Raw genomic sequence first — 15,163 nt, forward strand, 5'->3', positions numbered from 1 at the left:
GCTCTTTTCCTTAAGTTTATCATACTGGGTGTTTTGGTAAAAGTTTTTTTATTCAAGAAATCAATTTCAGGCATGACAAACAAACCTCCTATGCGGAAGCCATTTATTCTATGCAATTGTAGATTTTAACATCTCATATGTGCATGAAAAGAAGAACTGTATTTATCTTTGCGGGGTGATACCATATTCCCTCCGCAAGAAGAACATTTGCATACATCAATGTGATACAAAACCTTTATCATTTCTACTGCATTTAGATTTTTTAATGTAGAAATGTATTTCTTGCATCCAAGCAGGTTTCTGCAGAGAGTTATCTTTTTTCTCTTGTTTCTACATGATAGCAGACCATAGTGCCGGATTCTGACAAATCGTTTGGGTGGAACATGCATCATGAATCGACGGATGAATTCTTCTCCTGAAATTGTTTTCTCTTTCCAGTGGCCTTCGTTTTTATAGTCTTTTACTGCATATGTAACTGTCGTATCCGTCATGGATTTGATTCGATGATTACTGATTGCTATCCTGTGGGTATATTTTCCAAGATAATTGATAACCGACTGTGCACCATTGAAAGTTTCTTTACAGTAAGTGACCCAGTTCTTTTCATAACACTTATCAAGAAGTTCTTTAAAACGATAGCTGTTCTGATATTTCTCTGCTGTACCATGAAATTTAAGCTTAGAATCATTCCACAGGCTTTTTAACTCATCCAGATATTTTCCACGGAACACTTTTGAGATGACACCATATGGGAGAAAAAAATTTCCACCTGTGTCTTTCCATTTATTTTCATCATCAAGCCCACCTCCAAGAACAATGGTATGAATATGAGGATGATAATTCATTGCAGAGCCCCAGGTATGAAGAATGCAGATATACCCTATATCAGCTCCCAGATACTTTGCATCTTTTGACAATTCATTCAATGTGGCTGAAGCAGCATGATACAGTGCATCATATAACAGCTTCTGGTTGCTGTAAATAATGGAATTCAATTCCTCAGGAACTGTGAATACTACATGATAATAGGGTGCATCCAATACGTTCTCTTTTTGTGCATCAATCCATTTCTCTTTCGGAAACTCCTGGCACATGGGACAGCATCTGCTTCTGCAGGAGTTGTTGTGAACACTGATACATCCGCAGTCCTCACAAACACTGATGTTTACACCAAAAACTCCTGTTTTACAGTTTCTGATGTGATAAGCCGTTTTTCTGTGATGAGCAGGAGGGTTACTCCTCTTTTCATAGGAAGGATAGAACCGTTCAAATACATCCTGTATCGTACATGATTTATCCATAATCATTCACCACCCATCTCATCAAATGGGCTTTTAATACCAAGCAGAGTTTTATTGCTTACATGCAGATAAATCTCTGTTGATTTTGGATCACGATGTCCCAAAAGAGCCTGAATATATTTTATATCGCAGCCTGACTCAAACAGATGACTTGCAAAACTATGACGCAAACAATGTGTGGAGACGTGTTTTTGAATGCCTGCTCTTTCGGCGCTTTCACGAAAAAATTGAATGACACTATCTTTTGTAAGATAATCCCCTGTCCATGAACTTGGGAACAGAATCCCTCTTGGCCTGCCACATTGAAACCAGTATTCTGTCAATATTTCAAGCGTCCGGTCTGCAAGCAAAGTATAACGGTCAGATCGGCTTTTTCCATCGCGGATGTGTATGGTTTTGTTCGTGCGTGAAATATCATCATAATGAAGGTGTGTGACTTCTGAAACACGAAGTCCACCTGAATACATAGTAGCGATCATAGCTTTATGCTTCAGATTTGGTGTAGCATCAAGAATAGCTGATATTTCTGCTTTTGTAAGCACCGCTGGTAACTTTCTGTCCCTTTTCATACGAGGTATGTCATCATCATCCCAATTCATCTTCAATACTTTTTTGTAAAAGAAGCGGATTCCTGAATGGTAGTGATTGTATGTTTCTGGTGAAATCCCGGAAAGTTTCTTTTCAGTTAGGAATGTATCAACATCGTCAGTTGTTAATGCATCTATATCCTTGGCTGTGTGGTTCAAAAAATGAGCAACACTGGTACAGTATGCATGAATTGTGGAATCCTTGAGATTCCGTTTATTCGCAGCAGATCTAATCTGATTAAAAATTTCTTCGTACATAATAAAATCCTCCATGTAAAGTAAATCGTAAATGTATAAACACTGCTTACATGGAGGAGCATTAGCATAATAAAACTGCTTGCCAGAAAGGCAGCTCAATGGTATTCTTATCATAGGCAGTGGGGATGTCGATCCTGTTTGATTGTTGGTTGTGGTGACTTAACAATACTACTTGTAGGACTTGGTTTCCACTGCTTTTTATTAAAGTGTAAAGAAAAACTGCGCCATAGCCTTGGCAGGCCATCGCGCAGCGATTTTGTTCAACTTGAATTTGTATGGCTCAACTCCTTATCGACCGGCCATAGCTCGTTTATAAAGTAGACCTCCTTTTATAAGTAACAACAGAAAAGCCACTGTTACTGCATATGGTTCTCTCGCAATCGCCAGATACAAAACAGTAATAATACTAAGCCCTACAGACAAAAAAGTAATCACCTTTTTTCCCTTTTCAAATTTGAAATTGACCATTAAAATATTCACAATTCCAATAATCGTTAATGCGATAAAAAGACCCCAGTATGTCATACGAATCCAAATTTCATTATCTACATACTCAATAAGACTTACTGAATAGATATATCCATCAACCGGTTTGGAATACAATGGAAGAAAAATAAGCATCAAAGAGAGCAAATCGGTAAATCCAAATAACAAGTCACATAGACCATTGAGATTTGACTTGTTTTCTTTTTCAGCAATCAAAACCAACTGATCTCCGGATAACAGCTCATCAATGGACACAGAGAAATATCTGGATATTTCCTTTAATGAATCTATGCTCGGATATCCTCTTCCGGATTCCCATTTTGAAATTGCAGTTCTTGAAACAAATAATGCCTCGGCTAGTTCTTCTTGTGTCAAACCTCGGCTCTTTCTTAATTCCTGAAGCTTTTCATGGAATTCCACCTCCTTCACCTCCTTTTTTATTTCACTTTTTTATTGTTAGCATAACTACTGCCTTATAAACAGTAAATAATCCGGCACTTAACAATACACCACCCACAATATCCGTAAACCAATGTACTCCGGAAATCAATCTGCCGATAACCATGAATGCAGAAAAAGCGATTGCTAGAATCGTTATGATTCTTTTCAATGTAGAACATGACATTCTTCGCTGGATCTGTTCAACCAAAGTCGGCATCACGCACAATACCAGTAGAGTCGTTGAAGAAGGATAAGAAGCCTCCATAATTCCATTGATTAAAATTGGTCTGTAATTGATTGGGATGATCTCAAAAATGAAGTATGCCAGTATCACTATAACATAATAAACTCCCAGGATAATGATATCGGGATCCACTTTGAAGAGACTTCTTCTCTTTATTAACTGAACCAGTCCAATACCTGCAAAAATCAGGCATACAACTAAAGGAATCAGACCCATCCAATCGGTAATCGTATAAATTGTCATATTAACATTTGTTAAACGATGAAACCAGCAATTGAATGTTGCAAATCCAATATTCGTTGCATTCTGCCCCAGTGGCTGCACGTCTACCATCTGGATCAAAGCTGTCCATATTGCAAACGCTATAATAAATATACCTCCTAAAAATAAAACTTGTTTTCCATTCTTTTTCATCATTATACGTCCTTTCTATATTGGTTTGTCTTTTCGACGATTTCACCTTATCAAAAAGCGTAAAATGACGCAAGAATCGCTCTTTCACATGTATGACACGATTCGTATCATCCCCACAAATGCGTGATTTTCTGTATATTTTCCTGAATACCTATTCCTACAAATTTCGATTGAACTAAATCGCTGCGCGATGGCCTGTGAAGGCTGTGGCGCAGTTTTCTCTTTAATAAAAAAGGCAGTAGATAATGAGTCCTAAAAGTAGTATTGTTAAATCACCACAAAATAACAATCGAACAGGATCACCATTAACACTGCCATGAATAGAATAACACCAGAATCTCTTTTTTACAAGAGGGTATCTTTGTTACGTGGACCTCCATGATGGCAGTGACTCATTAACGTTACTATTCTCATGGAGGTTTATTATGTACGAAAAATATTTTAACAAGCTCAGAGAGGAATGCCTGATTCGTAACAGGTCCTCCCGGACTGCAGATACCTATATCAACAACATACATCACTTTATGAAGTGGACAGGCTATAAATCGATGGAAGATTTATCTCTTCAGGATGCCAGATCATTTATACTGGAAAAACGTAATTCTGGTCTTTCATCTGCAACCTGCAACTTTTATAATTCTTCCATTTGTTTCCTATACAAACATGTCTTACACATCCCATGGGATCAGGACATTGTTCCAAGAATGCGATTGGATGTAAAACTTCCGAAAGTGCTCTCTCTTGAAGAAATTGAAAAGTTAATCGATTCTGCAACCGAAATTCGTAACAAAGCAATCATTGCCCTGCTTTATTCATCTGGAATGCGTGTAGGAGAACTTGTTTCTCTTAGACCTGAAGATATCTATATGAGCACTATGCAGGTATATATTTCCAAAGGGAAGAATCATCGTGACAGATGGACAATTCTTTCAGAAAGAGCCCTTGATTTACTAAAGGAATACTGGAGAAGTTATCCGGTAAAAAGAGAGTACCTTTTTGTTTCTTTAGATGCTCCGCATGAGCCACTAAAAGTGAGTGGTGTTGAAATCATGCTCAGGGCAGTTGGAAAAACAGCGAGCATTAAAGCACATCCGCATACGCTTCGACATTCCTTTGCAAGTCACATGATTGAGCAAGGTGTCCCAATCAACTATGTACAAGCAATGCTTGGACACCGCTGTCTGGAATCAACACAGGTATACATTCACATATCCAATAAAACTGTTATGGGAATAAAGAGTCCGCTTGATCATCCTGTCAAGAAAAAACGGGGGCGTAAAGCTAAGAGAAACGCAGGTGATGCAAATGAATCATGATATCACCATTCAGGATATATTCCATCGATTTCTTCCGCAATACTGTGAGACACACAACTTTTCTCCTCAACAGCAACTAACGGCACTGTGTATCTCCAAATGCCATACTCTTGAAATGGGAGCCAATTTAAGCGAATGCGAAAGCTGTCACAAGAAATATATTCATTATAATTCCTGCAAGAACCGTCACTGCCCCATGTGTCAAGGAATGGAGGTCGATGAATGGATTGACAAACAGCAGGAAAATGTACTGGATGTTCCATACTTTCATACAGTCTTTACAGTTCCAGAAGAATTATATTCCCTGATTTATTCAAATCAGAAACTCCTTTATGATGCTTTGTACCATGCAGCACATCAAACAATGACAGAGCTGTCTGCGGATCCGAAACATCTTGGAGCAAGGATTGGATATATCTGTGTACTTCATACTTGGGGCTCCAGAATGAATTATCATCCTCATCTCCACACCATTGTTCTCGGCGGTGGACTTGATGCTGCAAACAAGTGGAAGGATAAAGGAAAGAAGTTTTTCTTTCCGGTTAAGGTCATGTCTGCCGTCTTCAGAAAGTATTATCTTCGTGAACTGAAACAACTCTGGGAAGATAAAAAACTTGAGTATCATGGAACAGCTGCACATTTAAAAAATCGTTATGAATTCAAAGCTTTACTGAATTCCCTCTACGAAAAGAACTGGGTTGTATATACGAAAGAGGCATTCAATGGAGCTAATTCTGTGATCCGGTACCTTGGCCGTTACACTCATCGTATCGCTATCAGCAATCGTAGAATCGTCAGTATGACAGATGAGACTGTTACCTATCTTGTAAAGGATTACAAAAATGGTGGTAAATATATCGAGCAAACCATCAAAGGAACAGAGTTTCTGCGAATGTTTCTGATGCATGTACTCCCTAAAGGTTTTGTCCGAATTCGCCACTATGGCCTGCTTTCCTGTAGGAACAAGAAAGAAAAGATGACTCACTGCCGGAAGCTTCTCAACGGCATTCAATATATTTCAAAACTCCGCGGCAAAACCTGTGCGGAGAAGCTGATGCTCCTTTACAAAAAGGATATCTGTAAGTGTGAAGCCTGTGGAGGAAATCTTCTTTCGCTGTCGCTTCGAGGACACTACATGTTGACTTGAGCGAAGGAATTTGAATACTGAAAAACAGCCGTCTGAATGAAGGCTTATTAAGTGCACCCTTCATTCGATAAGACAGGTTACTACTTTTGAATATATGATGGAATCAGTTTCCAATGTATAGAATCTTTGGTAAAATCAAGAAGAAGGAAATCGATTGAAACTCCATACTGTATCGGCTGAAGTGACGCGATTTTGTTCAATCGGTAAAAATCGGTGTGCAGTCCAGAGAAAAGGGCAGCTATCAAAAGATGGTAAGCTGTGTTTTTCTCTGTCCTGACGCCGATTGTTCACGTATCAATTTGTCATAATCATTCTATCATACCGTTATGAATAAATCATCTCATGCAAAACAATTTCTTCTGCCCGGTTGTGGATATTATTGCACCGCTGCACCCATTCCATTTGACGGGTACGCTTCAAGTCCTCGGTCACGCCCTCGGCAGCTTTCATCTGCTCCATGATAGTGTCTAACCGTTCCTGTGCCTGTTCGTTCAGGTCTGCAAGATATGTCCACAATTCTCCGGTCAGTATCAATGTGTTCAATCTGGCTGGGTGGACTTCTCTTAAATATTCCCGGTGCATCCGTCCATACTTTCCGATGGGGCGGCGTTCTTCCGACAGTTTCAAGTCCGGGATGTAGTAATCTCCGACAAGGATATAATCAATTCCGTTTTCCGTTATTCTTGGTTTCAATTCGCTCATGTTCCTTACCTCCTGTGGAAGCAGGCTCGTCTGGTACTAACTCAATCACATCGGTAATCTCACAATTCAGCGTTTCACAGATACGGGCTAATGTGTCCATGCTGATGTGCTTTCCCTCTTTGCTCATGTTGGCAATCATATTCGTTGTCATACCAGCGGCAAGCCTTAAATCTTCTTTTCTCATATCACGCTCTAACAGTGTGTGCCAGAGTGGTTTATAGCTGATGTGCATATTGTTTTCCTGCCTTTCTACCCATACCACCGGGGCGGCTGCCCCGGCAGGAACTTTTCTCTTATTATAACACCAATCTTGTGTAATCACAATTTATTCTTGTATCCTGCCGCTGATACCGTCTGGATTGTGCTTTTCCTTTCTTTTTGTTCCCTTTAATTAGCCATAAACTGGCTTAAGGATACCCTCATTTCCGTTGTAGTTCTTTTGGCTATACTTTTCAAGTTTATTGAAAGAATTCGCAACTTACAAATTTTTGTATGGGATGCGATTCTCATGCTTAGAAAAATTTTAGACTTTAAAAGGGGATACAGTCGCTATCGTCGGTGCAATATTCATCGTCCAGCTCCTTTTCGTGCCTTTCAATATATAAAGCAGACGCTTTTTTTATAGTAGGTAAGGATTTCTGTACGGTATCCATGCAGCGGACCCATTTCCAAATCACCCAACCGCTTACCGCAGTGAGTAGAACCCCTAATGCAGCAGCTGTCATTCCGATTGCACCGAGAATCTTTAAAAACTTATGGTGTTTTTCCAAATCAAACAAGATGAAAACCTCCTCTGCGATCAGTCGCCAAAGCAGATGCCAATATCCCGTCCGGTCTGGATGACGTCGCAGTCCTTTGGAACGGTTTTGAGCTTGCCAGCGACCTCCGACAGCGGCACGGGGACAATCTGTCCATTTTGCAATGCGACCATGTTGCCATACTGCTTTTGTACAATCAGCTTTGCCGCTGCAGCGCCGAAACGTGTGGAAAGTACACGGTCATAGGGGCATGGACTGCCGCCGCGCTGAAAATGTCCGGGTACTGTTACACGGATTTCTTGCCCGGTCTTATCGCCAATCTCTTTTGCCAGACGGTAAGAAATCGAGGGGTATGCCATATTTGCGCGTACAGCTTTGAATTCCTTCTTGCTGAGTTTGGCTTCCTCCTTGGACATAACCCCTTCCGCTACAGCAAGAATGGAAAAACGCTTGCCAGATTCATTCCGCTGCCGGATGGTTTTGACCACACTGTCGATGTCGTACGGAATTTCTGGAAGGAGGATGACGTCGGCGCCGCCGGCGATTCCTGCATATAGGGTGAGCCAGCCGACTTTATGACCCATAATCTCCACAATGAATACACGCCCGTGTGAAGTAGCGGTGGTATGGATGCAGTCCAATACGTTTGCGGCAATATTCATGGCGCTGTAAAAGCCAAAGGTCATGTCGGTTCCCCAGACATCGTTGTCGATGGTTTTTGGAAGCGTCACAACATTCAGACCCTCTTCGCTGAGCAGATTGGCAGTCTTATGCGTGCCGTTGCCACCCAAAATGACCAAACAATCCAACTTCATTTTTTTATAGTTGTCTTTCATATTTTTGACCTTATCGCCGCTGTTCTCGTCAATGACGCGCATCAGCTTAAATGGCTGGCGGGAAGTGCCTAAAATTGTGCCGCCGAGCGTCAGGATGCCGGAGAAATTCTCCGGTTTCATGCGCTTGTAATTGCCTTCGATCAAGCCGCGGTAACCGTCGTTAATGCCATAGATTTCCACATTATCGCCAAACTCTTCATACAGCGCTTTTGCAACGCCGCGGATGGAGGCGTTGAGGCCCTGACAGTCTCCGCCGCTCGTCAAAATACCAATTCTTTTCATGAAAGCCACATCCTTTTTTACATCATTTTTTATTACGCCGAAATTCCGAAGGAAAAATGTCTTGCTGACATTGCAAATCCCAAGAGGAATAGCAGAGTACAAAGATTTTTCCATACCCTCCACAGAAAGAGGGATGCATTTTGTCTCCCGTTCAAGGGCAAAGGCTATCTTATTCTGCCGTACTGCGAATGGGCTTATACGGCTTGGAAGCGTCCGGCACCTGCAAGGCCTTCACAGCCTTTTGTGCCATGGCAGAGAATTCTACTTGACAATTGTGGGACGTCTTTCCACGTCGATCAATATGTTCGTAGGTGGTATCGGAACGAAGCATTCGCGCGTTGAGGTTGTCGTTCCACATGGTCTCCAAAATGTCAAAGGCACGTTCTTTTAAATCCTCATCCTCAATGGGGAACACTAGCTCGACACGACGGTCTAAATTGCGGGGCATCCAGTCGGCGCTGCCCATATAAATTTTAGGATTCCCGGCATTTTCGAATTTAAAAATACGGCTGTGCTCTAAGAGCTGCCCCACGATGCTAATCACTGTAATGTTTTCGCTGATGCCCGGAAGCCCTGGCACCAAGCAACAAATCCCGCGCACAATTAGACGAATCGGGACATTGGCCTGGGAAGCCTGATAGAGCAATTCAATCATTTCCGGGTCCACCAGGGAGTTGACCTTGGCAGTAATCCCACAGGGAAGGCCAGCCAAAGAGTTGTCGATCTCTTTTTGAATCATCCGCACGAAGAATTCCCGCAAACCGTGGGGAGCAACTGCAAATTTGTTGTATTCCGGCGGAAGGGAATACCCGGTCAACACATTAAACAGGGAAGAGGCATCCCGCCCGAATGGTTCTTTGCAAGTGAAAACGCCGATGTCCGTGTAGATTTTAGCGGTTGAATCATTATAGTTTCCGGTAGCCATGTGGAGATACCGCCGGATTCCATCTTCGTCTCGGCGTACCACCAGAAGAATTTTGCAGTGTGTCTTTAAACCTGCCAAACCGTAGATGACATGGCAACCGGCTTCTTCCAATTTTTTCGCCCAAAGAATGTTGTTCTCCTCGTCAAAACGCGCTTTGAGCTCAACCAGGACGGTGACCTGTTTGCCATTTTCTGCGGCCCGGATCAATGCGGCAACAATCGGAGAGTGTCCGCTTACGCGGTAAAGCGTCTGTTTGATTGCCAACACATTTTCGTCTTCGGCCGCCTGCCGGACAAAATCCACTACACATTCAAAGCTTTCATAGGGATGATGCACCATGCGGTCCTTGTCACGAATGGCCTCAAACATGTCATCATAACCCCAGAATGCTGCCGGCGGATAGACCGGTTTAATCGGTTTGAAGCAAAGCTGCTCGCATCCCGGAAGGTTAGCAAATTTTGAAAGGAAGGTCAAATCCAACGGACCGGGGACTTCGTAGATTTCACTCTTTTGGATTTCCAACATTTCGATTAAGAATTCTTTGGTTTCCTTGTCACAGCGCTGGAGCAGCTCCAGGCGCACAGGCTTGCCGCGCTTGCGCCGCTTGATTGACTTTTTAATTTCGCTGAGAAGATCTTCCGCCTCCTCGTCGATCTCCAAATCGGAGTTACGGGTAATGCGGAAAGGACAGCTTGCTTGGATTTCGTTGAGTTCAAACAACGATTCCAGCTTATAGGTAATCACATCTTCGAGAAGAACGAACATGCGCCCTTCCGCGCAGGGGATTTCCAAGAAGCGAGAAAGGATGCTTGGAACCTGTACCACTGCAAAATAGGATTCCTCCGATTTTTTGCTTTTTAAGCGGACTGCCAAATTCAGGCTTTTATTTGCCAGGAAGGGAAAGGGACGGCTGCGGTCCACAGCCAGTGGCGTAAGCACAGGAAATAGGACTTTGTCAAAATAATCGGAGATGAAGGCGGTCTGTTTTTCGTTCATCTCGTCCGGCGTTACGAAGAGGATGCCATTCTTCTTGAGTGCAGGGACAATGGACCGATGCAGGCAGGAATACTGCCGCTCGGAGAAACCATAGATTTTTGTATTCAGTTGTGGCAACAGTTTTGCAGGCGTCAGCCCGGAAAAATCGGGCTTGTTATAGCCGGATTCCACCTGCTCTTTCACACCGGCCACACGCACCATGAAAAATTCGTCCAGATTGGAAGCAGTGATCGAGAGAAAGCGGATTCGCTCCATAACTGGATTTTCCTTTTCAAAGGCCTCTTCCAGGACACGGGCATTGAAATCCATCCAGCTCAATTCCCGATTGATAAAGGGAAGCCGCTGCTTATCCATTTTTTCATTTTTTTCGTTCATAAAACCACGCAGCCTTTTTTATAGTATTCACCCCTGCGTAACCAGGGGAAGATCGCTCAGATCATCGTGGACTTGATGGTCAATTCCGGCTTGATACCGAATACTTCCTTGAAGAAGGGGGCCGTCTGCTCAAATGCCCATTTTTCAAGATAGAGGTTTTCGTTGCTTTCTCCTGTAATCAACAGGCGGTCCTTATCCAGGCGCACTTTAATATCGTCGAGTTTTTGTTTCTGCGATTTGTCCAATGCATTTGCCAAGCGGAAAATCGCCACCAACTTGGAAATGACCAGCCTCGTAGATTCCCGAAGCCGAATGAACTCGAGTCCGTCATAATTGGGTACATCGTATTCGTTGTACCGTGCGATATATGCGATGATGCGCATTTCTTCGGCGGTCATTCCATAGAGATCGATATTCTTTAAGAGGTCGAAGGAACTGGAGAGATGTTCTTTCGCGTTGACATAGTGACCGCAGTCGTGCATAATGGCGGCGAGCTCTAAAAGCAACCGCTTGCGCCGGTCCAGACCGTGCGTTCCTTTCATCTTGTCAAAAATCTTACATGCAAATTTACAGATGTTCTCTGTGTGACGTTCGTTGACATTGTAAATGCGGGCCATCGCCCTGGCACAGGAGAGAGCGTTGATGCGCACATGCTCTGCGTATTCATTTGCACTCTTGGGAATCAGCATTTGTTTCATGAGGGCAAACCAGAGGTCTACCTTTGGTGCAATGATATAATCCGCTTTGACAAACTGCATCAACCGGACATAGATAGCCAACGCCGAATAGAGCAGCTCGGCAACCTCTTCCTCAATGCCGAACCGGTCGCTGATTTTCTCCTTGGAAAGGGAACGGACCTCCTTGAACAGGTTTTTGATCTGTTTTGCTTTGATGATATACCGGCCATTTTCGGGTTCAATTCCGCAGATTTTGGCGATCAATTCGATCTCATTGCCGGTGAGCACCAAGCTTTCGAACCCCCCCTCCGGTTGGGGGAGGCGGATGCGTCCGATGATAGAATCCAGATATTCTTCAACTACGACGTAAAATGAGTCGGTTTCCTCCTGGATGCTTCCGAGCATGTCGTGAAGCTTTAACGCCCCCATAGGGACGTTCTGCGAAAAGACCATGTTCTGGCCGTCGAAGACGGACAGCCCAATGGTGCCCGCACCGATGTAAGAGATCAGCGCATTGCCAATCTTTTGCGGAGCCATCGTTCGCAGGCTGGCGAGAATTTCCGAATAGATCAGTGTCTTTTCCTGACCATCCTCTAAAATCTCAACCGTCATATCGTTTTGAATCTTCAGTTGATCCAAAACGTAGGCACTGTTTTTCGCCTCTCGCAGGGCTGTAGTAGCGACCACTTTATATTGATCTGTACCGTATTCTGCCATGATTTCGCTGTATCCCTGCAAAATACTGGAAAGCTCACGCAAGCTTTCAAAACTGATTTTTCCTCCGGTAAAGACTTCATGGCCCAGACAGAGGGGATACTGCAGGCGGTCAAGGCTGATGATCTCTCCTTTTCGGAGCTGGCAAATCCGCATTTTCAACAGATTGGAACCAATGTCGATCACAGCGGCAATTTTTCCGCCCTTCTTTTTGTTCATTTGTACACCACCTACTCATAGTTTCAAACATAGGAATATGCCATTCCGATGGAGAAGGATTGAACAGGAATGACGCCGTGGTATGCATAGAAGTTTCCGGCGTCTTGCTATGGTAATATGAAAAACTTATCGGTAATTTATAGTTAATTATACCAAATATTTGTCTGTTCAGCAATATAGGATTCCAAGTTTCTTCGCAAAGATCGGCCTCTTTAACAAGATTTTTAAAGAAATGCGGGATAGAAAATCCATTTTCTCCTGATTTTGGGAATGCTTTATGGTATAATGGATGCAAATGGAATGAAAGGAGCGAGTAATTTGCATTTTGGAAATAAGATTTTAAAATATCAAGATGAGATTTTTGCTGATTTGGCCCGTTTGATTGCGGTTCCTTCCGTGCGTGGGGAAGCGGAACCTGGAAAGCCTTTTGGAACTGCGCCGGCGCAGGCACTTCAGTGCATTTTAGAGATTGCGGAGAAATTGGGATTTCCGACTCGGAATGTCGGAAACTATGCTGGCCACGCAGAGTACGGAGAGGGCGAGGAGATCGCGGCAGTACTCTCCCATGTGGATGTAGTTCCGGCGGGCGATGGATGGGATACCGATCCCTTTACAATGACTAAGATCGGCAATCAGTACTTTGGCCGCGGTGTGGCGGATGATAAAGGGGCTGCTGTAGTATCCCTGTACTGCTTGAAGGTTTTACAGGATGAACAGGTAGTGACAAAGCGCCGTATCCGTACGATCTTTGGCGCCGGCGAGGAGACCGGGAGCGACGATCTGGAGCGCTATTTTGAGAAGGAACCTATGCCGGTGATGGGATTTACGCCGGATTCAGAATATGGAGTTTGTAACCGGGAAAAGGGCATTTTGCGCATGAATTTTTCTGCACCGAACGACTCGACGGTGTTAAAGAGTTTTACTGCCGGAACGGTGGTCAATGCGGTACCGGCCGGTGCATGTGCGGAAGTAGCGTGTACACGGGACGACCGGGAACGTTTGCGCGCTGCAATCGGGATTGTAGAGGGACGTTTTACAATGGAAGAGACGGATGAAGGGGCGCGTATTACTTCGGCAGGGACTGCTTCTCATGCGATGCAGCCACAAGAAGGGTTTAATGCCGCTACCCATTTGCTGGCATTGCTCTTTGAAGTGTTTACGCAGGAACAATTGGGCACTCTTCCGGCCTTCTTACAGAAACATATTGGGGTCGAATTGGATGGCTCGTCCATGGGGATTCAACAGCAGGATGCAGAATCCGGTCCCTTGACGCTGAATCTAGGGCTTGTGCATGCGGATGCGTCTTTGTGTACGGCTGCAATCGATATTCGTTATCCCGTGACAACGGATGGCGCTGCTCTGATTGAGACCATTCAAAAAACGGCACGCGCTGAGGATGTGTTCTCAGAAGAAGGCGGGCATATGAAACCGCTGTTTCTTCCGGAGGACCGTCCGTTTATTGCACTTTTACAAAATGCATATAAAGCATTTATGGGCGAACCTGCACCGCTTTATTCCACAGGCGGCGGGACCTATGCACGCGAACTTGGAGGGAAAGGCGTCGCCTTCGGCCCCTTTTTCCCGGATGAGCCGGACCGCCGGCTCCACAATACGAATGAAAACATTGACATCGACCGGTTTATGTTGCATGCACAGATCTGTTTAGAAGCAATGTACCACATGGCGGTGGATGACTGAAGGCCAAAGGGAGGCTTTTGATGGAACCCTATCGGATAGTAACCTTTGAAGAAATTTGGAAAAGTGAAGAAGTCAACGCTTATATCCAAAATGGAAACCAGAATCTCGGTGTCATTGGCTTTACAGAGCATGGTTTGGCCCATGCAAAGCGCAGTTCCGATGTAGCGAGGCAAATCTTGCAAAGCCTTGGTTACGATGACCGAACCTGTGAATTGGCGGCGATTGCCGGTTATATGCACGACATCGGCAATGTGGTCAATCGTTCCGATCACGCACAGAGCGGCGCCTTGATGGCGTTTACTATTTTAAACAAAATGCAGATGCATCCAGCGGAGATCGCCTTGGTAGTGGCTGCAATCGGCAATCACGATGAGGGGACGGCCTCCGCGGTGAATCCTATTGCGGCAGCGCTGATTCTCTCAGATAAAAGCGATGTACGGCGTTCGCGTGTACGTGACAAAGAGACCGTAGCTGCGGACATACATGACCGCGTCAATTATGCGGTAGAGAGATCTGAACTTGAAATCCATCTGGAAAATCGTACGGTGGTATTGAATATTGTCATTGATACAACCATCTGCCCCGTGATGGAGTACTTCGAAATTTTCCTGACACGTATGGTGCTCTGCCGAAAAGCGGCACAATTCTTGGATCTACAGTTTGAACTGATGATTAACGATACACGCTTGCTATAAAGAACGCATTCTTGTTAAATTCTGGAGAGGGTGTCCCAAAACTACGAATTTTTCGATTCATAGGAAAGGGGCGTCCTCTTTCTGTCTGGAAA

General features: G+C 43.9%; 14 protein-coding genes. 4 read left to right on the plus strand and 10 right to left on the minus strand.

Features of this window, described 5'->3' with window-relative positions; all coding sequences use genetic code 11:
- Positions 1-125: 125 nt before the first annotated feature.
- The 4 genes from B9Y59_RS05815 to B9Y59_RS05830 all read right to left on the minus strand — a co-directional run bounded on the left by B9Y59_RS05815 (position 126) and on the right by B9Y59_RS05830 (position 3,731).
- Positions 126-1,301 carry an IS91 family transposase gene (locus B9Y59_RS05815; protein ID WP_230322190.1) on the minus strand — a complete coding sequence of 392 codons (1,176 nt, stop codon included), beginning with the start codon at positions 1,299-1,301 and terminating at the stop codon, positions 126-128.
- Between the two features lie 2 nt (positions 1,302-1,303).
- On the minus strand, positions 1,304-2,146 hold the full coding sequence (locus B9Y59_RS05820) for a tyrosine-type recombinase/integrase (protein ID WP_015514772.1): 843 nt from the start codon (positions 2,144-2,146) through the stop codon (positions 1,304-1,306).
- A gap of 288 nt (positions 2,147-2,434) precedes the next feature.
- Positions 2,435-3,052, minus strand: coding sequence for a helix-turn-helix domain-containing protein (locus B9Y59_RS05825; protein ID WP_035393372.1), 618 nt, complete (start codon positions 3,050-3,052; stop codon positions 2,435-2,437).
- A gap of 22 nt (positions 3,053-3,074) precedes the next feature.
- Entirely contained in the window at positions 3,075-3,731 is a 657-nt protein-coding gene (locus tag B9Y59_RS05830; RefSeq protein WP_015541261.1) for a phosphatase PAP2 family protein, read from the minus strand.
- 425 nt (positions 3,732-4,156) lie between these two features.
- On the opposite strand from B9Y59_RS05830, the gene B9Y59_RS05835 reads away from it, so the two are divergent.
- Together B9Y59_RS05835 and B9Y59_RS05840 are read left to right on the plus strand one after the other, a co-directional pair.
- Positions 4,157-5,047, plus strand: coding sequence for a tyrosine-type recombinase/integrase (locus tag B9Y59_RS05835; protein WP_085532329.1), 891 nt, complete (start codon positions 4,157-4,159; stop codon positions 5,045-5,047).
- Positions 5,037-6,194 (plus strand): IS91 family transposase, encoded by a 1,158-nt coding sequence (locus B9Y59_RS05840; protein WP_085534529.1) that lies wholly within the window; start codon positions 5,037-5,039, stop codon positions 6,192-6,194. The genes B9Y59_RS05835 and B9Y59_RS05840 overlap by 11 nt, the downstream gene beginning before the upstream one ends.
- A gap of 324 nt (positions 6,195-6,518) precedes the next feature.
- On the opposite strand, the gene B9Y59_RS05845 is transcribed toward B9Y59_RS05840, so the two are convergent.
- The 6 genes from B9Y59_RS05845 to B9Y59_RS05870 all read right to left on the minus strand — a co-directional run bounded on the left by B9Y59_RS05845 (position 6,519) and on the right by B9Y59_RS05870 (position 12,678).
- Positions 6,519-6,896: a TnpV protein gene (locus tag B9Y59_RS05845; protein WP_002595212.1), complete on the minus strand. Its 378-nt coding sequence runs from the start codon at positions 6,894-6,896 to the stop codon at positions 6,519-6,521.
- Positions 6,856-7,218, minus strand: a complete 363-nt coding sequence (locus B9Y59_RS05850) for a helix-turn-helix domain-containing protein (RefSeq protein WP_307862865.1) — start codon at positions 7,216-7,218, stop codon at positions 6,856-6,858. The genes B9Y59_RS05845 and B9Y59_RS05850 overlap by 41 nt, the downstream gene beginning before the upstream one ends.
- Positions 7,219-7,426: 208 nt before the next feature.
- Positions 7,427-7,675 (minus strand): hypothetical protein, encoded by a 249-nt coding sequence (locus B9Y59_RS05855; RefSeq protein WP_054323066.1) that lies wholly within the window; start codon positions 7,673-7,675, stop codon positions 7,427-7,429.
- A 20-nt stretch (positions 7,676-7,695) separates the two neighbouring features.
- Positions 7,696-8,772 carry a 6-phosphofructokinase gene (locus B9Y59_RS05860; protein WP_085534531.1) on the minus strand — a complete coding sequence of 359 codons (1,077 nt, stop codon included), beginning with the start codon at positions 8,770-8,772 and terminating at the stop codon, positions 7,696-7,698.
- Positions 8,773-8,941: 169 nt separating this feature from the next.
- Positions 8,942-11,068, minus strand: a complete 2,127-nt coding sequence (locus tag B9Y59_RS05865) for an RNA degradosome polyphosphate kinase (protein ID WP_242967264.1) — start codon at positions 11,066-11,068, stop codon at positions 8,942-8,944.
- Positions 11,069-11,124: 56 nt separating this feature from the next.
- Positions 11,125-12,678 carry a Ppx/GppA phosphatase family protein gene (locus B9Y59_RS05870; RefSeq protein ID WP_085532331.1) on the minus strand — a complete coding sequence of 518 codons (1,554 nt, stop codon included), beginning with the start codon at positions 12,676-12,678 and terminating at the stop codon, positions 11,125-11,127.
- 300 nt (positions 12,679-12,978) lie between these two features.
- On the opposite strand from B9Y59_RS05870, the gene B9Y59_RS05875 reads away from it, so the two are divergent.
- Both B9Y59_RS05875 and B9Y59_RS05880 read left to right on the plus strand, forming a co-directional pair.
- Positions 12,979-14,376, plus strand: coding sequence for a Sapep family Mn(2+)-dependent dipeptidase (locus B9Y59_RS05875; RefSeq protein ID WP_054323065.1), 1,398 nt, complete (start codon positions 12,979-12,981; stop codon positions 14,374-14,376).
- Positions 14,377-14,396: 20 nt separating this feature from the next.
- Complete coding sequence (locus B9Y59_RS05880) at positions 14,397-15,071, plus strand: HD domain-containing protein (protein ID WP_054323064.1); 675 nt, start codon at positions 14,397-14,399, stop codon at positions 15,069-15,071.
- Positions 15,072-15,163: the final 92 nt, after the last annotated feature.

Origin of the sequence: Anaeromassilibacillus sp. Marseille-P3371 (assembly GCF_900169665.1) — a bacterium.
In the GTDB taxonomy this organism is placed as follows: domain Bacteria; phylum Bacillota; class Clostridia; order Oscillospirales; family Acutalibacteraceae; genus Anaeromassilibacillus.

Excerpts from the sequence above, each read along its gene's own strand:
- B9Y59_RS05870 (WP_085532331.1), bottom strand. The coding sequence starts at position 12,678 with ATGAACAAAAAGAAGGGCGGAAAAATTGCCGCTGTGATCGACATTGGT.
- B9Y59_RS05875 (WP_054323065.1), top strand. The coding sequence starts at position 12,979 with ATGAAAGGAGCGAGTAATTTGCATTTTGGAAATAAGATTTTAAAATAT.
- B9Y59_RS05845 (WP_002595212.1), bottom strand. The coding sequence starts at position 6,896 with ATGAGCGAATTGAAACCAAGAATAACGGAAAACGGAATTGATTATATC.
- B9Y59_RS05840 (WP_085534529.1), top strand. The coding sequence starts at position 5,037 with ATGAATCATGATATCACCATTCAGGATATATTCCATCGATTTCTTCCG.
- B9Y59_RS05820 (WP_015514772.1), bottom strand. The coding sequence starts at position 2,146 with ATGTACGAAGAAATTTTTAATCAGATTAGATCTGCTGCGAATAAACGG.
- B9Y59_RS05830 (WP_015541261.1), bottom strand. The coding sequence starts at position 3,731 with ATGAAAAAGAATGGAAAACAAGTTTTATTTTTAGGAGGTATATTTATT.
- B9Y59_RS05865 (WP_242967264.1), bottom strand. The coding sequence starts at position 11,068 with ATGAACGAAAAAAATGAAAAAATGGATAAGCAGCGGCTTCCCTTTATC.
- B9Y59_RS05860 (WP_085534531.1), bottom strand. The coding sequence starts at position 8,772 with ATGAAAAGAATTGGTATTTTGACGAGCGGCGGAGACTGTCAGGGCCTC.
- B9Y59_RS05835 (WP_085532329.1), top strand. The coding sequence starts at position 4,157 with ATGTACGAAAAATATTTTAACAAGCTCAGAGAGGAATGCCTGATTCGT.
- B9Y59_RS05815 (WP_230322190.1), bottom strand. The coding sequence starts at position 1,301 with ATGGATAAATCATGTACGATACAGGATGTATTTGAACGGTTCTATCCT.
- B9Y59_RS05880 (WP_054323064.1), top strand. The coding sequence starts at position 14,397 with ATGGAACCCTATCGGATAGTAACCTTTGAAGAAATTTGGAAAAGTGAA.